Source organism: Streptomyces fuscichromogenes (genome assembly GCF_014645815.1).
Taxonomy (GTDB): Bacteria; Actinomycetota; Actinomycetes; order Streptomycetales; family Streptomycetaceae; genus Streptomyces; species Streptomyces fuscichromogenes.
Window position 1 is genome coordinate 267,676 of sequence record NZ_BMML01000006.1, and the last position, 21,561, is coordinate 289,236.

The 21,561-nt window shown below is 71.5% G+C and carries 23 protein-coding genes; 12 read left to right on the forward strand and 11 right to left on the reverse strand.

Annotated features, from left to right (window positions below; translation table 11 throughout):
* The first annotated feature begins 90 nt into the window (after positions 1-90).
* Positions 91-1,248, forward strand: coding sequence for a Gfo/Idh/MocA family protein (locus IEZ11_RS15325; protein WP_189263279.1), 1,158 nt, complete (start codon positions 91-93; stop codon positions 1,246-1,248).
* 13 nt (positions 1,249-1,261) lie between these two features.
* On the opposite strand, the gene IEZ11_RS15330 is transcribed toward IEZ11_RS15325, so the two are convergent.
* The 3 genes from IEZ11_RS15330 to IEZ11_RS15340 all read right to left on the reverse strand — a co-directional run bounded on the left by IEZ11_RS15330 (position 1,262) and on the right by IEZ11_RS15340 (position 5,181).
* Positions 1,262-1,711 carry an SDR family oxidoreductase gene (locus IEZ11_RS15330; RefSeq protein ID WP_308426476.1) on the reverse strand — a complete coding sequence of 150 codons (450 nt, stop codon included), beginning with the start codon at positions 1,709-1,711 and terminating at the stop codon, positions 1,262-1,264.
* The gene (locus IEZ11_RS15335; protein ID WP_189263281.1) at positions 1,702-3,228 is read right to left on the reverse strand and encodes a substrate-binding domain-containing protein; all 1,527 of its coding nucleotides are present in this window, start codon (positions 3,226-3,228) and stop codon (positions 1,702-1,704) included. The genes IEZ11_RS15330 and IEZ11_RS15335 overlap by 10 nt, the downstream gene beginning before the upstream one ends.
* A gap of 135 nt (positions 3,229-3,363) precedes the next feature.
* Positions 3,364-5,181 (reverse strand): serine/threonine-protein kinase, encoded by a 1,818-nt coding sequence (locus IEZ11_RS15340; protein WP_189263282.1) that lies wholly within the window; start codon positions 5,179-5,181, stop codon positions 3,364-3,366.
* Positions 5,182-5,390: 209 nt separating this feature from the next.
* Here IEZ11_RS15340 and IEZ11_RS15345 point away from each other — a divergent pair, with 209 nt between their 5' ends.
* The 4 genes from IEZ11_RS15345 to IEZ11_RS15360 all read left to right on the forward strand — a co-directional run bounded on the left by IEZ11_RS15345 (position 5,391) and on the right by IEZ11_RS15360 (position 10,847).
* Entirely contained in the window at positions 5,391-6,749 is a 1,359-nt protein-coding gene (locus IEZ11_RS15345) for an aspartate aminotransferase family protein (protein ID WP_189263283.1), read from the forward strand.
* 214 nt (positions 6,750-6,963) lie between these two features.
* The gene (locus IEZ11_RS15350; RefSeq protein WP_189263284.1) at positions 6,964-7,665 is read left to right on the forward strand and encodes a GntR family transcriptional regulator; all 702 of its coding nucleotides are present in this window, start codon (positions 6,964-6,966) and stop codon (positions 7,663-7,665) included.
* A complete protein-coding gene (locus IEZ11_RS15355; RefSeq protein WP_189263285.1) occupies positions 7,662-10,118 on the forward strand; it encodes a dolichyl-phosphate beta-glucosyltransferase in 2,457 nt (818 codons plus the stop codon). The genes IEZ11_RS15350 and IEZ11_RS15355 overlap by 4 nt, the downstream gene beginning before the upstream one ends.
* Before the next feature lie 78 nt (positions 10,119-10,196).
* Complete coding sequence (locus IEZ11_RS15360; RefSeq protein WP_189263286.1) at positions 10,197-10,847, forward strand: putative DNA-mimic protein; 651 nt, start codon at positions 10,197-10,199, stop codon at positions 10,845-10,847.
* Between the two features lie 42 nt (positions 10,848-10,889).
* Here the strand turns inward: IEZ11_RS15360 and IEZ11_RS15365 are convergent, their stop codons facing one another.
* The 4 genes from IEZ11_RS15365 to IEZ11_RS15380 all read right to left on the reverse strand — a co-directional run bounded on the left by IEZ11_RS15365 (position 10,890) and on the right by IEZ11_RS15380 (position 12,532).
* A complete protein-coding gene (locus IEZ11_RS15365) occupies positions 10,890-11,303 on the reverse strand; it encodes a PIN domain-containing protein (protein WP_373294905.1) in 414 nt (137 codons plus the stop codon).
* Positions 11,300-11,563: a hypothetical protein gene (locus tag IEZ11_RS15370; RefSeq protein WP_229713032.1), complete on the reverse strand. Its 264-nt coding sequence runs from the start codon at positions 11,561-11,563 to the stop codon at positions 11,300-11,302. Before IEZ11_RS15370 ends, IEZ11_RS15365 begins: the two co-directional genes overlap by 4 nt.
* Positions 11,564-11,637: 74 nt before the next feature.
* The gene (locus tag IEZ11_RS15375) at positions 11,638-11,970 is read right to left on the reverse strand and encodes a hypothetical protein (RefSeq protein ID WP_189263288.1); all 333 of its coding nucleotides are present in this window, start codon (positions 11,968-11,970) and stop codon (positions 11,638-11,640) included.
* Positions 11,971-12,124: 154 nt separating this feature from the next.
* Complete coding sequence (locus tag IEZ11_RS15380) at positions 12,125-12,532, reverse strand: hypothetical protein (RefSeq protein WP_189263289.1); 408 nt, start codon at positions 12,530-12,532, stop codon at positions 12,125-12,127.
* A 115-nt stretch (positions 12,533-12,647) separates the two neighbouring features.
* Between IEZ11_RS15380 and IEZ11_RS15385 the strand changes: the two genes are divergently transcribed.
* The 5 genes from IEZ11_RS15385 (at position 12,648) to IEZ11_RS15405 (ending at position 16,285) form a co-directional block, all read left to right on the forward strand.
* Positions 12,648-13,493, forward strand: a complete 846-nt coding sequence (locus IEZ11_RS15385; protein WP_373294906.1) for a helix-turn-helix domain-containing protein — start codon at positions 12,648-12,650, stop codon at positions 13,491-13,493.
* Positions 13,490-13,735, forward strand: a complete 246-nt coding sequence (locus IEZ11_RS15390; protein WP_189263290.1) for a DUF397 domain-containing protein — start codon at positions 13,490-13,492, stop codon at positions 13,733-13,735. The genes IEZ11_RS15385 and IEZ11_RS15390 overlap by 4 nt, the downstream gene beginning before the upstream one ends.
* A 146-nt stretch (positions 13,736-13,881) precedes the next feature.
* Positions 13,882-14,415, forward strand: coding sequence for a hypothetical protein (locus IEZ11_RS15395; protein WP_189263291.1), 534 nt, complete (start codon positions 13,882-13,884; stop codon positions 14,413-14,415).
* A gap of 101 nt (positions 14,416-14,516) precedes the next feature.
* Positions 14,517-15,623 (forward strand): sensor histidine kinase, encoded by a 1,107-nt coding sequence (locus IEZ11_RS15400; RefSeq protein ID WP_189263477.1) that lies wholly within the window; start codon positions 14,517-14,519, stop codon positions 15,621-15,623.
* Positions 15,620-16,285 (forward strand): response regulator transcription factor, encoded by a 666-nt coding sequence (locus IEZ11_RS15405; RefSeq protein ID WP_189263292.1) that lies wholly within the window; start codon positions 15,620-15,622, stop codon positions 16,283-16,285. Before IEZ11_RS15400 ends, IEZ11_RS15405 begins: the two co-directional genes overlap by 4 nt.
* Positions 16,286-16,374: 89 nt before the next feature.
* Here the strand turns inward: IEZ11_RS15405 and IEZ11_RS15410 are convergent, their stop codons facing one another.
* Together IEZ11_RS15410 and IEZ11_RS15415 are read right to left on the reverse strand one after the other, a co-directional pair.
* Positions 16,375-16,725 (reverse strand): hypothetical protein, encoded by a 351-nt coding sequence (locus IEZ11_RS15410; protein ID WP_189263293.1) that lies wholly within the window; start codon positions 16,723-16,725, stop codon positions 16,375-16,377.
* A gap of 80 nt (positions 16,726-16,805) precedes the next feature.
* On the reverse strand, positions 16,806-17,534 hold the full coding sequence (locus tag IEZ11_RS15415) for an SDR family oxidoreductase (protein WP_189263294.1): 729 nt from the start codon (positions 17,532-17,534) through the stop codon (positions 16,806-16,808).
* A 102-nt stretch (positions 17,535-17,636) separates the two neighbouring features.
* Between IEZ11_RS15415 and IEZ11_RS15420 the strand changes: the two genes are divergently transcribed.
* Complete coding sequence (locus IEZ11_RS15420) at positions 17,637-18,494, forward strand: LysR family transcriptional regulator (RefSeq protein WP_189263295.1); 858 nt, start codon at positions 17,637-17,639, stop codon at positions 18,492-18,494.
* 184 nt (positions 18,495-18,678) lie between these two features.
* Positions 18,679-18,879 (forward strand): hypothetical protein, encoded by a 201-nt coding sequence (locus tag IEZ11_RS15425; RefSeq protein ID WP_189263296.1) that lies wholly within the window; start codon positions 18,679-18,681, stop codon positions 18,877-18,879.
* Here IEZ11_RS15425 and IEZ11_RS15430 read toward each other — a convergent pair.
* Both IEZ11_RS15430 and IEZ11_RS15435 read right to left on the reverse strand, forming a co-directional pair.
* On the reverse strand, positions 18,866-20,248 hold the full coding sequence (locus IEZ11_RS15430; protein WP_189263297.1) for a HupE/UreJ family protein: 1,383 nt from the start codon (positions 20,246-20,248) through the stop codon (positions 18,866-18,868). The two genes, IEZ11_RS15425 and IEZ11_RS15430, sit on opposite strands and share 14 nt — an antisense overlap.
* Positions 20,245-21,495: a DUF3500 domain-containing protein gene (locus IEZ11_RS15435; RefSeq protein WP_229713033.1), complete on the reverse strand. Its 1,251-nt coding sequence runs from the start codon at positions 21,493-21,495 to the stop codon at positions 20,245-20,247. Before IEZ11_RS15435 ends, IEZ11_RS15430 begins: the two co-directional genes overlap by 4 nt.
* Positions 21,496-21,561 lie beyond the last annotated feature (66 nt).

Sequence of the window (21,561 nt, forward strand, 5' to 3'; positions counted from 1 at the left end):
TGTCCAGACGCCCGAATGTCTTGACATCATCAGGGCAGGCCCCCATCGTGAGCAGCGCAGTCGCTGCAACGGTGCGGAGAAGGGCAGCCAATGGACGTGAGAACGGTCGGCGTCGCCGTCGTCGGATTCGGCTGGATGGGGCGGGTGCACACCCAGGCCTACCAGCGGATTCCGCACCACTTCCCGGAGCTGCCGGTACGCGCCGAGCTGGTGACCGTGGCCGAGGACGTGCCGGGACGGGCCGAGGAGGCCGCCGCCCGGTTCGGGTTCGCGTCCACCGCCCGGGACTGGCGGGACGTGGCGGCCGACCCGCGGGTGCACGCCGTCAGCATCACCGCGCCGAACTTCCTGCACCGCGAGATCGGCGTCGCGATGGCCGAGGCCGGCAAGCACATCTGGATCGAGAAGCCGGTCGGGCTGACCTCCGAGGACGCGCGGGCCGTGGCCGACGCCGTCGCCAAGGCCGGTGTGCGGGGCACCGTGGGCTTCAACTACCGCAACGCGCCCGCCGTCGCGTACGCCCGTGAGCTGATCGCCTCCGGTGAGCTGGGTGCCGTGACGCATGTCCGCATCCGCCTCTTCAGCGACTACGCGGCCCACCCGGACTCCGCCCTGACCTGGCGGTACGAGCGGGCGCGGGGTGGCGGGGGCGTCCTCGGCGACCTGGCCTCGCACGGCGTGGACCTGGCCCGCTTCCTGCTCGGCGACATCGCGTCGCTGGCCGCCGACACTGCTGTGTTCATCCCGGAGCGGGCCCGCCCCACCGGCGCCACCGCCGGTCACACCCTGGCCACCGGCGGCGAGCTCGGCCCGGTCGAGAACGAGGACTACGTCAACTGCCTGCTGCGCTTCGCCTCCGGCGCCCGGGGTGTCCTGGAGGCCTCCCGGGTCTCGGTGGGCGAGCAGAACAACTACGGCTTCGAGGTGCACGGCACCAAGGGCGCCGTGTTCTGGGACTACCGGCGGATGGGCGAGCTGGGCGTCAGCCGCGGCACCTCCTACCAGGACCAGCCGGTCAGCACGGTGTTCGTCGGCCCCGGCCATGGCGCGTACGGTGCCTTCCAGCCCGGCGCGGCCAACGCCATGGGCTACGACGACCTCAAGGTGATCGAGGCCCACAACTTCCTGCGGTCCGTCGCCGAGGGCACCTCCTACGGCCCGAGCCTCGACGACGCCGTGCACAGCGCCACCGCCCTCGACGCGATGAGCCGCTCGGCCGAGCAGGGCACCTGGGTGAGCCTCGGGTGACGAGGAGCCGCGCTCACAGGTCGATGACGGACGTCAGTCCGCCGTCGACCAGGATGTCCGCGCCGGTGACGAACGCGGACAGGCCGCTCGCGAGACAGAGCACCGCGTACGCGATGTCCTCCGGTGCGCCCACCGTGCGCAGTGGAGTGCGCCCGGCGATGTGACCGCGCCCTTCGGGCCGGGAGAGACGGTCCCTGGTCATGCCGGTGAGGATCACGCCGGGGCTGATCGAGTTGACCCGGATGCCCTCCGGCCCGAGTTCGGCCGCGAGCCGGCGCGTGAGCGCGAGGACCGCGCCCTTGGTGGCGGTGCAGGCGGGGAAGGCGAGGCCGCCGTGGCCCGTCATCGAGGAGATCTGGATGATGCCGGCGGGGCGGCCCATGTGCGGAACGACGGCCTTGAGGCGAGCCGGAAGTGCTCTGCCGCGCCGAACGGGACGGCCATCGCACCGCGTCACGCGCACAGCTTCATCCCCACCGGCGTGTAACAGGGCACATGCCCGTACGACCGGATCACGTCCTCGCCGTTGCCCTTCACGACGTACGCCAGGAAGCTCGACGCCAGTGAGTCGGCCGCCGGTCTGCCGTAGGTGTACGCGTACTCGATCTCGCGGTACGGGTAGCGGCTCACGCCCCGTTCGATCGCCTCCACCGAGGGGGCGTCGGCGTCCAGCGAGAGGATGTGCAGGCCCTTGGCGCCCTCCGCCACGTTCAGCTCGGCGTAGCCGACCGCCCCCTTCAGCCCGGCCACCTCCGCCAGCACCTGGTCGGTCGAGTCCAGCTCGCAGCGGATCACCTTCGCCGTCGGGTCGTCCTTGTGCACGCAGTCGACGGAGGAGTTGGCGATCTCGCCGCGCCCCAGCACCCGCCGCTGGAACACCTGCCGGGTACCGGAGTTGGCGTCCCGGCTGACCAGGTGCACCGGCAGGTCGGGGCCGCCCAGTTGCTTCCAGTCGGTGATCTCGCCCCGGTACAGCCGCCGCACGTCGGCCGTGGTGAGGTTCCGCAGCGACACGTCGTCGTTCACGACCAGCGCGAAGACCACCAGGGCGACCCTGTTCTCGGTCAGCTCGGGCATGTCGGCGGGCTTGGGGCCGTCGGAGAGCGCCAGGACCGCCGGGGAGCCCTTCTTCGCGTCCGTCCCGGCGCCGTCCAGCTCCCTGATCCCGGCGGTCGAGCCGTGCGCGTCGACGGTGATCGACGCGCCCTCGCACTCCCGCTCGTACTTCTTCGCCGCGTCCTGCATCACCGGAGCGAAGGCGGTCGAACCGATGACCCGCAGCGAGCCCTTCGCGCAGCCGATCGGCGGCGGGTTGTCGTCGCGGGCCACGACGATCGTGGCGAGGGTGAGGACGCTGAACGTCAGCATGATGGTGATCAGCCGGGAGGCCCGGCTGAACAGGGGCGTGGCGTCGTCCGGGGTGGCGCTGCGGTTGGGGTGCACCTCGCCGTCGTGGAGTCCGCCGACGATCCTGATGTCCCGGCCGACGTCACCGCCGGACAGCAGCACGAGCAGCTTGAAGTGCTCGCCGTGGTTGAGCGGGACCCGCGGGATGCGCAGGGTGTTGCCCGCATAGCCGAAGCCGCGCTCCGGGGTGAAGTGCGGCATGAGGTGGTCGCTGTCGGTGGGCTGGGTGACCGAGACGCCCCGGATCACCCGGTCGGTGAACACCGCGGTGAGACCGTGCAGTTCGGGGCTGGTGTAGTCGTCGCGGCCGATGCCCTGGGAGCCGTCGTTCTCGATGCGCAGCAGGACCAGGGTGGCGTCGGTCATGTCCGGGGCCTCGTCGAAGAGGCCCAGGCGTCTGCCGATCCGGCCGGACCGGACGTCGTCTCCGATCGGGTTGTCCATCTGCACGCGGTACCCGATCCGCTTGCGGCGCGGGACCCGGCGTTCGTACCAGAAGATGCCCGCCGAGGCCACGATGCCGAGCACCGCGGTGCCCACGGCGACGATGTTCTCCGCGCTCAGCCACTCCATGTGGGTGCCCCCGCAACTCCCCGGAGCCGGATGAATGGGGTCACCGTAAGAGGCCGCGAGGAGCCGTGGAGGGACAATTCGGTCACCCGCGCGAGAGTTCGCCGGACGTTCAACTACCCCATATTTGGCCTTTGTTCATTCCTTGCTGTAGGTCAGGCTCTCGTCGCCGTCCTTCGTCACGCGCTTCAGCTTGCCGCCCGACAGCAGGGTCACCTCGGTGGCCTCTCCGGCGCTGCACGACGAACGGGGCTTGCCGGACGTGACCTTGGACGGGCCGATCTCCAACGGGCCGCCGGAGCCGGGCTTCCTGGCGAGCTCGGCCGTGAACTCGCAGTGGTAGCCGGGGCCGTCGGCCACCAGGGTGAGGACCTTGTCGCCCACGGCGCCCTGGCGAATGGTCAGTTCGCGGGTGTTGTGGCCGGTGTCGTTGTCTATCGACGTGTCCCAGGTACCGAGGAAGCCGCTGGGGACCGTGCCCTTCGGAGCGGCCGAGGAGGAGGGCGACTTCGTGGGCGTCGGCTCGTCCGAGGCGGTGGGGGCGGTGGCCGACGGGGTGGCGGTGGCCCGGCCGGCCGCCTTGTCGTCCGCGCCGTCGCCGCCGCTGTTCATGAGCGCGTACACCGAGCCGCCCGCCGCCAGTATCACGATCAGCGCGATGGTGACGAGAAGGGCGGTGGAGCGGGGGGTGCGGCGGGTCTCGTCGGCGGGGGTGGGGTCGGGGTCGTAGAGGGGAGGCGGGGGGACGTAGACCTGGGTGGGGTCGGGGGTGAGGTCGGGGGAGGTCTCCGCGTACGGGTTGTACGGCGGCTGCGGGTGCTGGTGGGGCTGGTTCTGGTAGCCGTAGGCCGGGTGGGCGGGGGCGTGTTCGGGGGACGGGGTGCCGAGTGCCGGCTGCGGGTGGTCCGTGGCCGGTCGCGCCCCCGCGGCGGCGGCCGCGGATTCGGCACCGCCCCGCACCCCTTGGGCGGTCGGCCCCTGCGCCCATCGACTCGTCGCCGCGGACGCGGGTGCCTCGTGCAGGACCCCGTGGATCGTCGGGTCCTCCACCTCCAGCAGTTCCACGGCGTGGCGGCCCAGTTGGGCGACCAGGGTGCCCGGCAGCCAGGGCTCCCTGGCGCGGCCCTCCCAGACCGTGGCGCCCGCTCCCGTCCGGGTCAGGATCGCGTCCAGCGTCGGACGTGCCTGCGGGTCCTTGCGCAGACAGTCGCGGACCACGTCGGCGATGTCCTCGGGGAGGCCGGAGAGGTCGGGTTCCTCCTGGGCGATCCGGAACATCAGGGCGTGCGCGCCGCCCTCGGCGGAGCCGAAGGGAACCCGGCCGGTGGCCGCGTAGGCGAGCACCGAGCCGAGGCAGAAGACGTCGCAGGCCGGTGTGATCCGGTCGCCGCGGACCTGCTCGGGGGCCATGAAGCCGGGCGAGCCGAGGAGCGAGCCGGTCTGGGTGAGCCGTTCGCCGGGCAGCGTCTCCAGCGCCCGCGCGATGCCGAAGTCGATGACCCGGGGGCCCTCTATGGTGAGCATCACGTTGGACGGCTTCAGGTCGCGGTGGACGATCCCGGCCGCGTGGATGTTGCCCAGCGCGTGCGCGAGCCCGGCGGCGAGGATGCGCACCGACCGCTCGGGCAGTGGCCCGTGGTCGTGCTCCACGACCCGCTGCAGGCTCGGCCCGGCCACATAGCCGGTGGCCACCCAGGGCACGGCGGCCTCGGTGTCGGCGTCCAGCACGGGCGCCGTCCAGAACCCGCCGACCCGCTGGGCGTTGCGCACCTCCTGGCGGAAGCGCTCGCGGAACTCCTCGTGCTCGGCGAGCTCCGCCCGCACCAGTTTCACGGCGACCGTACGGCCGCGCTCCGACCGGGCGAGGTACACGTGCCCCATCCCGCCCGCGCCCAGCCGGGCCAGCAGCCGGTAGCGCCCGATGTGCTGCGGATCCCCCGGCCCCAGCTTCTCCATGGCAGATCCGCCCCTCGCTCACACTTGTGATCGAACCGAGAATAATGCGGCCGTTCCGGGGAACGCGCCGCGCCATGTCTACGGTTACGTAACAGGCACCGCCGCCCGGCCGTTTCCCCAGGCTGTGGACAACCTGTCGCGGAATCCCCCCGCCCACGGAACATGTCGCCGATATCGCTCCCCCACCGGACGCTCCTACGCTCCGGGCCATGACCCCTCAGCCCAACCCCCAGGCCGGTGCCGCCGTGAAGGCGGCCGATCGTGCGCACGTCTTCCACTCCTGGTCCGCGCAGGACCTCATCGACCCGCTCGCCGTGGCCGGCGCCGAAGGGTCGTACTTCTGGGACTACGACGGCCGGCGCTACCTGGACTTCACCAGCGGGCTCGTCTTCACCAACATCGGCTACCAGCACCCGAAGGTCGTCGCCGCCATCCAGGAGCAGGCCGCGAAGATGACCACCTTCGCGCCCGCCTTCGCCGTCGAGGCGCGGTCGGAGGCGGCCCGGCTGATCGCCGAGCGCACGCCCGGCGACCTGGACAAGATCTTCTTCACCAACGGCGGCGCGGACGCCGTCGAGCACGCCGTCCGGATGGCCCGGCTGCACACCGGACGCCCGAAGGTGCTGTCCGCCTACCGCTCGTACCACGGCGGCACCCAGCAGGCGATCAACCTCACCGGTGACCCGCGGCGCTGGGCCTCCGACGGCGCCGCCGCCGGGGTCGTGCACTTCTGGGCGCCCTTCCTCTACCGCTCCCGCTTCTACGCGGAGACCGAGGAGCAGGAGACCGCGCGGGCGCTGGAGCACCTGGAGACCACGATCGCGTTCGAGGGGCCGGGGACGGTCGCGGCGATCGTGCTGGAGACCATCCCCGGGACCGCCGGGATCATGGTTCCCCCGGCCGGATACCTGGCGGGGGTCCGGGAGCTCTGCGACCGGTACGGGATCGTCTTCGTCCTGGACGAGGTGATGGCCGGGTTCGGGCGGACCGGTGAGTGGTTCGCCGCCGACCTGTTCGGGGTCGTACCCGACCTGATGACCTTCGCCAAGGGCGTGAACAGCGGGTACGTGCCGCTGGGCGGCGTCGCCATCGGCCCGGAGATCGCCGAGACCTTCGCCAGGCGGCCCTACCCGGGCGGGCTGACGTACTCCGGGCACCCGCTGGCCTGTGCCGCCGCCGTCGCCACCATCGACGTGATGGCGGAGGAGGGGGTCGTGGAGAACGCGAAGCGGCTGGGGGCCGAGGTCGTCGGACCCGCGCTCGCCGCGCTCGCCGAGCGGCACCCGAGCGTCGGCGAGGTCCGCGGGGTCGGCATGTTCTGGGCGCTCGACCTGGTGCGGAACCGGGCGACCCGGGAGCCGCTGGTGCCGTACAACGCGGCCGGGGAGACGAACGCGGCGATGGCCGCCTTCGGTGCCGCGGCGAAGAAGCAGGGGCTGTGGCCGTTCGTGAACATGAACCGGACGCATGTCGTGCCGCCGTGCAATGTGAGTGAGGCGGAGCTGAAGGAGGGGTTCGCGGCGCTGGACGCTGCGCTGAGCGTGGCCGACGAGTTCACGGTGGCGTAGGGCCGCGTTCGGCTGCGGGCCCGGTGGGGGCTGGGCGCGCAGTTCCCCGCGCCCCTTCGGGGGCGCGGCTCTCACGCTTCTCACAGGCGACCCACGGGTAGCTTCCCGGGTACAGAAGGAGTACGCCCGGAACCCGAACGCGTAAGGTGGCGTGCTCGTACATGTATCTGTGAGCGAGCACGTCACCCGTACGCGTGAGGAGAGACACCCGACGATGCCCGGCAACGGCGCTGTGACCCGCAGTACCCTGCGCCAGCAGATCGCGGACGCGCTCCGTGACGAGGTGCTCGCCGGGCGGCTGCAGCCGGGCCTGGAGTTCACCGTCAAGGAGATCGCCGAGCAGTACGGGGTCTCCGCCACGCCGGTCCGCGAGGCGCTGGTCGAGCTGTCCGCGCAGGGCATCCTCGACGCCGACCAGCACCGCGGCTTCCGGGTGCCGGAGTACACGCTCGCCGACTACCGGGGCATGATCGAGGCCCGCAGCCTGGTCACCGACGGCATGTTCCTGGCCCTCGCCGACGGCCTCCACCCCGCCTTCAAGGACCCCGAGGAGCCGCGGGTCGCGGCCGCCCTGGCCGCCGTCCGGCGGCGCGGCGAGGAGGCGCAGCGCGCCGCGACCGCCGGTGACCTGACCATTCTGATCGGCTACGACCTGCGGTTCTGGCGGGAGCTGTCCGCCCTGTTCGGCAACCCCTACCTCGCCGACTTCCTGCACCGGCTGCGCGTGCAGTCCTGGGTGTGCGCGGTGCAGCATCTGCGCCGGCTGCCCGATCTACGCGGGTATCTCTGGTCCCGGCACACCGAGTTGGTCGACGCGCTGTCCCGCCGGGACACGGAGACGGCCCGGGGGATCGTCGCCGCGTACAACACCCACTCCCTCGCCCTGATCGAGCGACTGGCGGAGAAGAACGGATGACCGCGCCCACGGAGCCCACGGAACCCACGGAGGACGAGGACAGGGGGACCGTCGACCTTTCCGTCGTGATCCCGGCGTACAACGAGGAGGCGCGGCTCGGCCCGACGCTCGACGCCGTCACCCGCTATCTCGCCGACAACGAGAGCCGCTTCGGCTCCTGGGAAGTGGTCGTCTCCGACGACGGCTCGACGGACGGGACGCGCGAGGTCGCCGCCTTACGGCACCCGCGGGTCCGGCTGGTCACCGCCGACCGCAACCGGGGCAAGGGCAACGCCCTGCGCCTCGGCGTCGCCGCCACCGCCGGCGGCCGCGTCCTCGTCACCGACGCCGATCTCGCGGCGCCGATCGAGGAACTGGAGCGGCTGGACAAGGCGCTCAGCGAGGGCAGCGCGGCGGCGATCGGCTCCCGTGCGGTGCCGGGCGCGGAGATAGCCGACCGCCAGCACCGGCTGCGCGAGCTGCTCGGCCGCGCCGGGAACCTGCTGATACGCGCGACCGCCGTGCCGGGGATCAAGGACACCCAGTGCGGGTTCAAGCTCTTCGACGGCGAGCTGGCCCGGGAGGCCTTCGCCGGGTCCCGGCTGGACGGCTGGGGCATCGACGTGGAGGTCCTCCAGCACCTGCACCGCGAGGGCCACCCGATCACCGAGGTCCCGGTCCGCTGGAGCCACCAGTCGGGCTCCAAGGTGGGCCCGCTGGACTACCCGAAGGTCCTCGCCGACCTGGCCCGGCTGCGGCTGCGCCGGCTGCGCCCGGCCGACCTGCTGGTCCCGGTCCTGTTCCTGCTGATGTCCGTGGCGCTGTACTCGGGCCGGTTCTTCGACCCGGACCACCGCTATCTCGTCGACTCGCTCCAGGACCAGAACCAGTGGGAGTGGTTCTTCGCGGTGACCGCGGACAACCTCGCGCACTTCCGCAACCCGCTGTTCTCCGACTTCCAGAACTTCCCCGACGGCGTGAACCTGATGGCCAACACGGTCATGCTGGGCGTCTCCGTCCCCTTCGCCCCGCTGACCCTGCTGGCCGGTCCGGCGGTCTCGCTCTCCGTCTGCATGGCGCTCGGGCTCGCCGCCACCGCCGTCGCCTGGTACTGGCTGCTGGTGAAGCGGGTGGTGCGGAACCGGGGTGCCGCCTTCGTCGGCGCGTCCCTCGCGGCCTTCGCGCCCCCGATGGTCAGCCACGCCAACGCGCACCCCAACTTCGTGATCCTGTTCATGATCCCGCTGATCATCGACCGCGCCCTGCGGCTCGCGACGGGCGAGCGGGTCCGGCGGGACGGGATCGTGCTCGGGCTGATGGCGGTGTACCAGGTCTTCCTGGGCGAGGAGCCGTTCCTGCTGGCGGCGCTGGGTATGACCCTGTTCGCCCTGGCGTACGCGGTGGTACGGCCGCAGGTGGCGAAGGAGGCCTGGCGCCCGCTGGGCAAGGGCCTGCTGATCGCCGGGGCGGTCTGCCTGCCCCTGGTCGCCTTCCCGCTCGCCTGGCAGTTCGCGGGCCCGCAGAGCTACCACAGCGTCCTGCACGGCGACAACGCCGGAAACAGCCCGCTCTCCCTCCTCGCCTTCTCCGAACGCTCGCTGCTCTACGGCGACGCGGGCCGCGCCAACGAGCTCTCCCTCAACCCCACCGAGCAGAACGCCTTCTACGGCTGGCCGCTGGTCCTGGTCGCCTTCGGGATCGTCGTACGGCTGTGGGAGCGGCCGCTGGTCAAGGCCCTGGCGTTCACGTCGGTGGCCGCGGCCGTGCTGTCCCTGGGCCCCGAGATCCGCATCCCGCTGACGGAGACGGTGTATCCGGGCCCCTGGGCGCTGGTCCGCAGGTTCCCGCTCTTCGAGTCCGTCATCGAGGGCCGGGTGGCGATGATCTGCGCGCCCGCGCTGGGCGTGCTGCTCGCGCTGGCCCTGGAGAAGGTCCTGGCCACCCGCCGCATCGCGGTCCAGTACTTCGGCCTGCTCACCGTCGCCCTCGCGCTGCTCCCGATCGTCCCGGCCCCGCTCAAGTCGGAGAAGCGGGAGGCGGTCCCGGAGTTCATCACGAGCGGGATGTGGAAGTCGTACGTGGGCAAGGGCGAGTCCCTCGTCCCGCTGCCGCTGCCGGATCCCGGCTACGCGGAGGCCCTGCACTGGCAGACCAGCGCGGGTCTCGGCTTCAAGCTCCCCGGCGGATACTTCAACGGCCCGTACGGCGACGACCGCATCGGAATCTACGGCGCCGCCCCGCGCTACACCTCCGACATGCTGCGGGACGTCCGCTACTCCGGGAAGGTGCCGGTGATCGGCAAGAACTGGCAGGCGCAGGCCAAGAAGGACTTCGCGTACTGGAAGGCGGGGGTCCTGGTGGTCGCCCCGCAACCCAATGACGAGAAACTACGACAGGCGGTGGCGGCTCTGACCGGAAAACCCGGTAAGTGGACCGGCGGGGTCTGGGTATGGGACCTGCACGGGGGGAGCTGACCGGCGCCGCACGGATTACTCTTCCCTGACCACCTGGCCGAGCACCTGCTGTGAACGCGCTGATACTAGGAGCCCTCTTTGGCCTGTGACCTCTGGCTGGTACCGCTCGTCGACGTGTTGTGCCACACCCCCGACAATCCGTTCGCCGAGGAACTCGCGCAGTACAACAAGGTGCTCGCCGAGGCCGGGCTGCCCCCGGTGCCGGTGTACCAGTACATGCCGGGCCTGTCCGGCGAGGTCGCCCCGGTGGCCGGCTTCGACTACGACGCCCTGCACTTCCTCCGCCGCGTGTACCTGCTCCAGGTCTGCGGACTGCCCCTCTCCCCGGTGGACGACCTGGGCGGCGACTACGAGCAGCTCCTGGAGATGTTCGAGACGACGGCCCAGCAGTCGCACCTGGTCTGGCACTACGACCACGCGGGCGCCTACGTCCCGGTCGACTTCCCGCACCCGCTCTCCAGCGACGAACTCCTCGCCAGCGGCGGCCCTCTCGGCTCCTCCCACGCCCTGCTGCGCGAGCTGGAGTACGTCGCCCCGTCGATCGGCATCGACCCGGCGAACCCCCCGGCCCCGCCGCAGCCTCCCACGGCCCCCACGGACCTCGAAGAACCGGCGGTCCCCGCCCCCTACGACCCCAGCCCCTTCGCCCGTGAACGCCACGTCTGGCTGGGCCTGCACGCGGCGGCGACCCGCAGCCTGGCCCAGGGCTCGATGATCGTGTTCAGCTGACGGACGGGGCGCCCCGGAGGCGGACACCCCGGCCGACCGAGGTCACCTCTGCTGCGGCAGCCTGATGGTGCGCACGAGGGGCATGTCTGCGTAGCGGTCGGGTTCGACGGTCACGACATGACGGCCGTCGGGCCAGTCGAGCGTGGGCCGGGACAGGTGGACCGCGTGCCCCAGCCGCCACTCCACGCCGTCACGCAGCAGCGCGCCGACCGTGGACGCGCCCGCGAAGTCCAACTCCACGATCTCGACGGCCGGAAGCGCGCCGACATGCTCCGCGAGCCCCTTGCGCATGCCGTCGGCGGCGGCCAGGCAGAGCGCGGGGACGTAGACGTGCCGGGTCGGCCCGTGCTCCGTGTTCGCCACGAAGTGGGAGGCCAGCGAGTTCCCCGAACCCAGCGCCAGCAGGGCGGACTCGTCGAACACGACACCGGTGGAACCGGCCCTCATCGCGCTCACAGACTGTCCACCGGCCGGCCGGCCTCAAGGTCCTGCCAGATCTTCTCCACCCGGTCGTGCTCCTCGTCGGTGAACGTCACCCCGAAGTGCGTCTCGCAGTACGCCTTCGTCTCCTCGTAGCGCTTGCGCAGCTCCTCCTGCGTGGGCGTGGCCCCCGCGAGCTCGGCGATCAGATCGCGCATGGTCATCCCGCGCTCCCGGGCGAGCACCATGAGGCGGTCACGGACAGCGGGGTCGACCTTGACGGTGGTGTCAGCCATGACGCAAGTATACCTCCGGTATACCGTGTCGGGCCGCTCAAGCAAGACAGTCATCGTTTTCCCTTCCCTTTGAGCTAGGCCGCCAATGGGCGAACTTTTTGCAATTCACCCACCGGTGCATCGAATTCGTACGGCCTCTCGAAAACCTCGCAGGTCGTCGAGTACTGCCGGGTCACCGCATCCCGCCGCACCACCCGCCGCAGATACCGCCGTTCCTCCAGCTCACGCAGGGACGCGACGACCGACATGCACCCTTCGCCGCGCTGCGCCGCGAGGATGCGCTCGGTGATCCAGGAACCGTTCGGCAGCCCCAAGAGGTACGTCAGTACGCCTACCGCTCCCCAGGACAGACGTCGGTCCCCGAAACGGAAGCGGGCAAGGGCTGCGAAGGCGCGCAGGGGCGCCATACGATGAACGCGCATCGGAGCTGTTCTCTCCAGGTGTCGAGCCCCCGGGTGTTGGCGCACCGCGGGGGCAATTTCGTTGATCGCGACTCTAGGGCCACCCAAAGAGCCGAGCGCAAGCCACAATCCCTTTTTCCCGCCCGCGTGTTGACGCAATTCACTCCGCCGAGTGAAGCGCGGTCCGCAGCAGTCGCGTGTGCACGAAGCGACCGTGGGCGGTGGGCCGGTAGCGCCAGGCCAACGGCCAGGTCATGTCGTCGAGCGCCGGAATCGGGATGTACGACACCCGCGCCGGAACGGCGGTCAGTCTGGTCACCTCCGCGGGCCAGGGCAGGTGATCCGTGCTCCCGGCCGGAACCAGGAAGTACACGCACCGCCGCCCGCTGGCGACCTCGATCACCGGCCCCGGGTCACCCCCGGTCAGCTCCGCGAGCCGGTCGGCGAGCCGCCGCCCCCACTCCCCGTCGTCCACCCGCACCGCGTCGAACTGGACACCGGCCTTGCGGAGTTGAACACCGGAGGCGGGCAGCCAGCCGAGGTTTGACCGGTCACTTTGCGTATTCATGGGACCAGTTTGGGGAGGTGGGGCTACCGTCGCCATAACTCTGAGTCGACCACCGCACACGGTCGGAATTCAGGGTGGGTTGGTTGTGACCGGTTGAGTTCGGTTGAGTTCGGGGGTGACCGCAATGGCGCGGGCCGAGAACAAAGAGGAAGCGGGCGGCACGGCACAGATGGTGGCCGCCCTCGCGAAAGCCCTGCGTGAGCAGCGGGAGCTCACGCAGGAGGAGTTGGGCAGGCGGACCGGCTACACGGCGTCCGCGATCAGCGCCATGGAGACGTGTGCGCAGCCCGCCAGCGACAAGATGCTGGTGGCGCTGGAGGAGGCCATCGGCAACGGGATGGGGGTCTTCGAGAAGGCCCGCAAGTGGATGCTGCTGGAGAAGTACCCGGCCCGCTTCCGGGGCTTCTCGGAGCTGGAGGCCGGAGCGGTCACGATCTCGTCGTACGAGACGCTCGTGGTCGACGGCCTGTTCCAGACCGAGGACTACGCACGGGCCCTGATCGGGGGCAGCTTTCCGCCGGTCTCGGAGCAGAAGCGGGAGGAACTGGTCGAGGCACGGCTGGCCCGCCGGGCGCTGTTCAAGCGGGAGCCGGCGCCGATGATCGAGCTGATCCTCGAAGAGAGCGTGCTGCGGAGGCCGTTCGGGTCCTGGGAGGTACTGCGCGGACAACTGCTCTCGCTCGCCGAGGACGCGCGGCGGGACAATGTGTGTCTGCAAGTGCTGCCGATGGAGCGGGGGTTGCGGGGCACGCATGCCGGTGATCGCGGCGCCATGAAGATGGTGGTGACCGCGGACCACGAACACGTGGTCTACATGGAGATCGAGGACCAGGGCATCCTGGTCAGCGAACCGGAGGAAGTGTCCCAACTCGCCCACCGCTATGCGAAGATCCGCGCACAGGCCCTGAGTACCGACGACTCGGTGAGCCTCATCGAACGGTTGGCAGGAGAGAAGCGATGACCCGCACCGGAACCCTTCGGTGGTTCAAGTCCAGCTACAGCGACGGCGGGGGCGGCAACTGCGTCGAGACCGCCTACACCTGGCGCAGGTCCTCCTACAGCGACGACGGCGGCGGGAACTGCCTCGAAATATCCCCCTGCCCCCACACCATCCACATCCGCGACTCCAAGACCGCCCCCGACGGCCCCCACCTCACCCTCTCCCCCGCCGCCTGGGCCGCCTTCCTCGGGTCGGCCGGGTGAGCGCGAGCGATGCGGTGAGCGCCGACATCGACCGGTCCGGACGACGATGCCGGTGAGGTGAGGTGCGGCCCGCCGCGCGCTTCTCCACCCCGGGTTCCACCCGTGGGTCCAGGCCTCGCGGGACCTGCGACAGCAGGCTTGGGGGCATGACAACGACCGAGTGGATCACCGACATCGCTCTCATCCTCGTCGTCTTCCGGCAGTTGCGGGAAGGCCGGCTCGACCTCAGGACCTTCCTGATCCCGCTGGGGATCGTGGCCTTCGTGGCCCACACGTACCTGGACTCCGTTCCCACCGCGGGCAACGACCTGATACTGGTCGCAGCGCTCATGGCCGCGGGCGCCGTCCTCGGCATCGCGGGCGGCGTCTACACCCGGGTCAGGACCGCGGGCGAGCACATCCTGATCAAGGCGGGCGCGGTCTCCGCGATCCTGTGGGTGCTCGGCATGGGTGCCCGGATGGGCTTCCAGCTGTGGACCGAGCACGGCGGCGGCGCCGACGACGTCGCCCGGTTCAGCGTCGCCCACCACATCACCAGCGACCAGGCATGGGTGGCGGCCTTCGTCCTGATGGCGCTCACCGAGGTCGTCACCCGGCTGGGCACGATCTTCGTCCGCAGCCGGATGCTGACCGCCGGGCAGAGCGCCCCCGCCTCGAACCGTGTCGCGGTCCGGCCGTGAGCTATGGTCTGGCCGTGCCCACCGCCGAGACCGCCTCCTGCCCCGGGCAGCTGCCGCCCCCACCGGCCGCGCCCCGGCCGGTCCCGGGCCGGGACCCCCGGGTGCAGTGGGCCCTGACCATGGCGGTCATCGTCAGCGGGGCCCTGACGATCCGGCCGATGGGCGTCAGCGGGCGGGGGCTGGTGGTCGCGGTCCTGTTCGTCCTGAACTGTGCGGCGCTGCTCGCCCGCGGCCTGCCCCCGGGCAGGATCCCGCCGCGTGCCGCCGTCGTCTGGCTGTCGCTGGGCGTCCTCGCGGCGGCCGCGCTGATCGGCGCCGGCCGCAGCGGAACGGGTTACCTCTTCGCCTTCTTCCTCTCCGGTCACATCGGATACCGGCTGCCGGCCAGACCGGCCCTCGTCCTGGCGTCGGCCTGCAGCCTGCTCTGCGGCGGCGTCCTGTACTTCAGTATCGGAGGCGGTCACCCCCTGCTGCCCTGGGCCGTCGGTCTCACCACCGGCGCACCGGTCCTGATCGGGATACTCAACCGCGTCCAGCACCAGGCCGTGGAGGCCGCGCTGTCGGCGGCCGAGAGCGCGGAGCGCGCCGCCCGTGCCGAGGCGCAGGCCGCCGTGCTCAGCGAACGCGGCCGGATCGCCCGGGACGTGCACGACGTCCTGGCGCACACGCTGGCCGGGATCAACATGCAGCTGGAACTCGCCGACGCCCTCCTCGACACCGGCGACCTGGAAAAAGTCAGGGCAGCCAACGACAGGGCCCACAGCCTCGTCAAGGAGAGCCTGAAGCAGGCGCAGTGGACCGTCCACGCGCTCCGCGAGGACGCCCTGCCGCTGGTGGAGACCCTCACCGCGATGCTTGAGTCGTCCGGCCACCGCGACGCCCTGACCGTCCGCGGCACCCCGGTGGAGGTACCGGCCCGGGTGACCCAGAACCTGCTGCGGATCGCCCAGGAATCCCTGACCAACGCCGCGCGGCACGCCCCGGGCGGCGCGGTGCGGGTGGAGCTGGCCTTCGCGGCTTCCTCGACGACGCTGACGATCCGCAACCGGCCCGCCACCCGTACGGTGAACGCGGCGGGCGGCAGCGGAATGGGGCTGATCGGCATGCGCGAACGCGTCGCCCTGCTGGGCGGCACCCTCACCGCGGGACCGGTCACCGAGGGACCGGACCAGGGCGGCTGGCAAGTGGAGGCAGTGATCCCGCGATGAGTGAACCCACCGAGAGCTCCCGGCCGTTGCGCGTGGTCGTCGCCGACGACCAGGCCGCCGTGCGCGAACCGCTCGCCGCGGTGCTGGACCTGACCGAGGACATCGACGTCGTCGCGGCGGCCGCGGACGGCAACGGCGTACTGGACGCGGTCGCCGCCGGTCCGGTGGACGTCGTGCTGATGGACCTGCGCATGCCCGTGCTCGACGGAATCGAGACCACCCGCAGGCTGAGCGACGAACACCCCGAGGTGGCCGTCGTCGTGCTCACCACGTTCGCCGACGACGACTCGATCCTGGCAGCCCTCGGCGCGGGCGCCCGCGGCTACCTGACGAAGAACGCCGGGCGCCAGGACATCGTCCGCGCGATCCGCGCCGCCGCCGCGGGCCAGTCCGTCCTGGACCGCGAGGTCCAGGACCGGCTGCTGGCCACCGTCCGCGCCAGGCCGACGGCGTCCGGACAGCAGCTGCCCGCGGACCTCACGCCCCGCGAACGCGAAGTGCTCACCCTGATCGGCCAGGGGCTGCCCAACCGCGCGATCGCGGAGAAGCTCTTCGTGAGCGAGGCGACCGTCAAGACGCACATCAACAACCTCTTCGCCAAGGCCGACATCCGGGACCGGGCCGACGCCGTGCGCCGCGCCATCGCGGCCGGCCTGGCCTGACCTCCCGGCCCCGCGGGGCGGCCGCACGGCAGGCGGCGGCCGCCGTCCCCGTCGAGCGTCCGGCCCGACGCCGGGCAAAGGGTCGGAACCTAGCCGAAGACGGTGAACAGGGCGAGTGCGGGGCCGGTCGCGTAGACGAGGACGCCCAGGGTCAGGCTGGTCCACGGCCGCCGCACCCGCACCGCGCCCAGCACGACCGTGACCACCGCGGCGGCCAGCGCGACCCACGGCCCGAACATCGCCACCAGCATCCACACGCCGGAGTCGTCGCAGAACCGCTGGGTCCCGGCCGAGGTGCCGCAGCTGTCACCGGCGAAGAGCATGCCGAAGGACAGCAGGCCGTTGACGGCGACGGCGACCGCGAGCAGCAGTCCGGCCACGACGGCGAAGACCGCCCTGAGGGGCGCGCCCTGCGAGGGGCGCGACGGTGGATGGCTCATGCTCCCAATGTCGTCCCCGCCCGGGTGTCCCCGCCTGAGTAGAGTTACTCAGGCGGGATGAGCTCGTGCCCCCGAGCGAGTCACCAGGGCACCTCCCCGTCGTCGTCGAAGAAGCGGCCGGTCGGGCCGTCGTCCGGCAGGGTGGCGAGGCGGATCGCGGTCGCCGCGCCCTGTTGCGGGGTGCGGTGGCCCTGGAAGCCGTTGAGGTCGGTGGCGCAGTAGCCGGGGCAGGCGAGGTTGATCAGGATGTTCGTGCCCTGGAGCTCCCTGGCGTACTGGACGGTGACGCCGTTGAGGAACGTCTTGGACGGCGAGTAGGCGACGGCGACCGGGCCCATTTCCGCGCCGGGCGTGGTCTGGCGGGTGAGGGAACCGACGCTGCTGGAGACGTTGACGATCCGGGGGGACGGGGCGCGACGCAGCAGCGGCAGCATCGCGTTGGTGACGCGGATGACGCCGATGACGTTGGTCTCGACGGCCTCCCGTACCGTCGCGAGGTCGGCGGTGGTCGGTGTCTGTGCCATGCCGCCGGTGACACCGGCGTTGTTGACAAGCGCGTCGAGGTGTCCGGCGAGGTCCTCGATCAGCGCGGCGGCCGCCGTCACGCTCGTGTCGTCGGTGACGTCGAGCGGCACCCCGAACGCGTCGACACCGGCCGCCCTCAGCTTCGCCACCGCGGTCTCCCGGCGCTCCGCGTCGCGCGCGCCGACGCCGACGCGCCAGCCGAGGGCGCCGAGGCCGGCCGCGATCTCGTGTCCGATGCCCTTGTTCGCGCCGGTGACCAGCGCGGTCTTCTGCTGTTCGGTCATGCTTCTATCCTGTACGGGGACAGGCCGGGGCGGCCAACACCGATCGGGTGGGCAGCGATACCGCAGGGGTATCGATCCCGGCCGGATCGGTAGCATGGGCGGGTGGAGACGCGGGAGTTGCGGTACTTCGTGGCCGTCGCAGAGGAGTTGCACTTCGGGCGGGCGGCCCAGCGGCTCGGGATGGCGCAGCCCCCGCTGTCGCGGGCGATCAGCCGGTTGGAACGGCGGCTCGGGGCGAAGCTGCTGGACCGCACCAGCCGTGCCGTCGCCCTGACCGAGGCCGGGTCGGTGCTGCTGCGCGAGGCACGGGCCGCGCTGGACGCCGTCGAGGCCGCCGAGCAGCGCACCCGCCGCGCGGCGCTCGCCGCCACCGGCAGGCCGGGGGTGGTGCTGGCCACGAAGGCGGGCTCGTCCGGCGAACTGCTGGCGAAGCTGCTCGACACCTACGCCGCCGAACCCGACGCGGTCGCCGTCGATCTGCTGCTGTGCGGGGTCGGCGAGCAGGAGCGGATGCTGCGCGACGGCCGGGCCGACGTGGCGCTGCTGCACCTGCCGTTCGACAGCACGGCCGGTTTCGACACCGAGGAACTGCAGACGGAGAGCCAGGTCGTGGTGGTGCCGAGCGGGCATGGCCTCACCGCCCGCGACCAGGTGCGGATGGCCGACATCAGCGAACTGGCCGGCCTTCCCGTGGCGCGCTGGCGGCACCGCGACGGCACGTACCCGGACGGGCCCGGTCCCGAGGTCCGGGACCAGGCCCAGCTGTACCAGCTGGTCGCGCTGGGCCGCGCCTGCTGTGTGGTGCCGGAGTCCGTCCGGACCCAACTGCGCGAGGACCTCACCGCCGTACCGGTGCTGGACGCGCCGCCGGTCACCACCGTCATCGCGTGGCCGCCGCACAGCCGCTCCGGCGCGGTCGCCGGGCTGGTCCGGGCCGCCACGCGGCTCTGCCCGTCCTGAACACCGGAGACGGCTTCCGGGCGGCGACGAACTGTTGAGTACCGCTACTCAGGCGGCCGTTGAGCCTTGAACGGCATCATGGGGATCACGGACGGAGACGATCTCCCGCAACCTCGGACGCACCAACACCGTCTCCCCCATCGGCGGGGCCTCCGCCGGTCCACCGATCGAGAGGAACCCCGCCATGACCATGTTCGCCGCTCTCGCCCTTCTTCTCGTCGCCGTCGTCGGCGGCTGCGTGTGCGTCTTCTGGGCGGCACGCGGTGGTCCGCGCTGGGCGCGCGGGGTGGCGATGGTGACGCTGATGGCCGGCGAGGTGCTGCGTGTCGGCTCGAAGCAGAAAAGGCGGAAGAACGACGACTCGACGGTCATCATGGGGGGCTGAGCCCGGGTTCGGCGGGGGCCGGGTCCAGACCCTTCGGCCGTGCGCGCAGACGGCCCGCCACGGTCCACGCCGTGGCGGCGAGGGCGGCCAGCGCCAGCGTGGCCAGCAGCGCTGTCGTGTGGGAGCCCGCGCTGTCGGCCGCGCGGGCGACGGGGTTGGGCAGGCCGAGGCGGTCGACCAGCCAGCCGAGGGCCGCGATGCCGGTGAGCGCGGCGCCGGTCAGGCGCAGTGCGGGCTGGACGCGCAGCCGGGCCAGGACCAGGAGCGAGGGCAGCGCGAGGCAGACCAGCAGCAGCTGGACCAGTTCGATGCCCAGGTTGAAGCCGAGCAGGCTGGTGACCAACTGGCCGGTGGACAGGTGCATCTCGGCGAGCACGAAGGAGAACGCCATGCCGTGGCCGAGGCCGAAGACGCCCGCCACGACCGCTTCCCGGCCGGGGAAGAGGGGGCGGATCGCGTGGATCGCGCCGACCAGGATGCTCGCGGCGATGAACGCCTCCACCGGCCAGGAGGGGATGTCGAGTCGGCCCAGGGAGCTCGCGGCCAGGGCGACCGAGTGGCCGGCCGTGAAGGCGAGGGTGATGCCGCCGATGCGGGCCAGCGCCCTGCGGGGACCGACCAGGCCGGTCCAGCGGCCGCCGGTCGCGGCCAGGGGGGCCGGCAGGAGCAGGATCAGTAGGAAGAGAAGGTGGTCGGTGCCGGTGAGGATGTGGTTGCCGCCGAGTCCGACCATGGCGACGAAGCCGCGCCAGGCGCTGCCGGGGCCGAGGTCGACCTTCAGGGCCGGGACCCTCATGTGCCGGATGTCGAGCTCGATGGTGCCGACCTGGGTGGTGCCCTCGCCGTCGACCCGGCCGTTCGCCCAGTCCTGGCGGACGGTCACCAGGGTGACGTGGGTGACGACCTGGTGCACGATCACGTCGTAGCGGAAGGTGAAGTGGCGTACGTCGGCGCCGGCGGGCGGGGTGAGGACGGCGGCGACGGTGAGTTCGCGGTAGGGGCCGGTGGACGTCTGCCGGGTGCGGCTGAGGCTCAGCGCGCCGATGGCGACCCGCCAGGCCTTGCCGTTGCCCGTGGTCGGGTGGATGTGCTTGAGCAGGTAGGTACGGATGGCGGCGGCCCGGGACGGCAGTTGGGCCCTGGTCGTCTCGGTGAGGTCGATCCCGCTGGCCCGGGAGAGGTCGCTGACCGGCAGCTCCAGGCGGGCCGCGACCGACGACCGGTACACGTCCAGCTGCACCACCGAGTGCGGCATCGGATGCGCGGCGGCCGGCGACGCCCCGAGCAGGAGCACCGCCGGTACCACGATCGCGATCCCGGCCACCAGGCGTGTCAGGGCGGTGGTCAGCCAGTTTCGCGGTCCGGTCATGAGAAGGAGAACTCGCTGCCGTAGTCGCGGGTGTGGTCCCGGTACACGGTGTGGTAGTGGACCTGGTCGCGGAACACGACGCCGTCCTGGCAGACGAACTCGATCCAGACGCTGGGGCCGTCGATGCGGACGTAGTCGCCCTGGGTGTCCAGGCCCGTGCCTCCGGAGTAGGAGACGTAGGTCTGGTCGAGCTCCTTGGCGTACGTCTTCATGAGCTTCTCGGCGGTGGCGTCGTCCGCGTCGGCCACCCAGGGGCGCATCGCGGCGAGGACCAGCTTCTTCTGCTTCGCCGAGAGCTCGCTGACCTTGATGCCCTCCTTGGTCTCCGGGAAGTCGCCGTCCTTGTTCGGGCCGAGCAGCACGTCGCTGAACGACTCGGAGAGCTTGGCCTTGGCCAGCTCCGCGGTGCTCAGGCTCGCGGTCAGCTTGAGCATGCCGTCGCGGAACCTGTTCAGCGGCGCGACCGTGGTGCCGTCGCTCGCGGTCCAGCTGGAGGGCTCGACGCCGGTGAAGTACGGGCTGGCGCCGACGACCTTGCCGTCCTTGTACGTGATGTTGACGGCGAGGTGGTGGCCGCCGAAGTGCAGCTGCCAGGTGCCGGTCGCCGACGGGGTGCCGAGGAACGCCATGAAGTACTGGCTGCTGCCGTACCCGCCTCCGCCGCCGCCACCGGTGCCGCCGGAGGGCGGGGCGCCCGTGGGGGCGTCGGTGGGAACGGCGGTGTCGGTGGACGAGGCGCTCGGGTCGGCCGAGGCGGAGTCCGTGGGGGCGTCCGAGGGGGCGTCCGTCGGCGCGCCGGCGCTGCTGGTGGCCTGCGCCGAGGCGAGCACGTCGTCGGCCGCGAGGGTCTGCAGGACGTGCTGGTAACCGGTGTCCTTGCCGGTGCCCAGGGCCTCCTTCAGGACGGCCTCGGCGGCGGCGATCTGGTCGGTGGTCAGCGAGCTGAACTCGACGCCGACCCGGCACGAGGAGCCGCACGGCAGGTTCGACCAGGCGGTCGCGTTCGCCTGGGTGAAGTCCAGCAGCGTCGCGGACTGCTCGTCGGAGGTGAGGGTGTTGAGGAACGCGTTGGCGGCGCTGACCACGCCCGCGACGCCCTTGGCCTTCTTGTTCACCGGGCGCTGGACACCGACGTCGGATTTCTTGACCCCTTCGGTGGAGGCGTTCGCCACGGCGAATCCGCCACCGACCAGGACTATAGCGGTGGCAGCGCCGGCCACGCCCCGCCAGGTTCGTCGCGTACGCACCTGACGAGTTCTTTCTCGACTCACTAACCGCTCCTTCAGAGAGAGGGGAGAATGGCATGAAGAAAC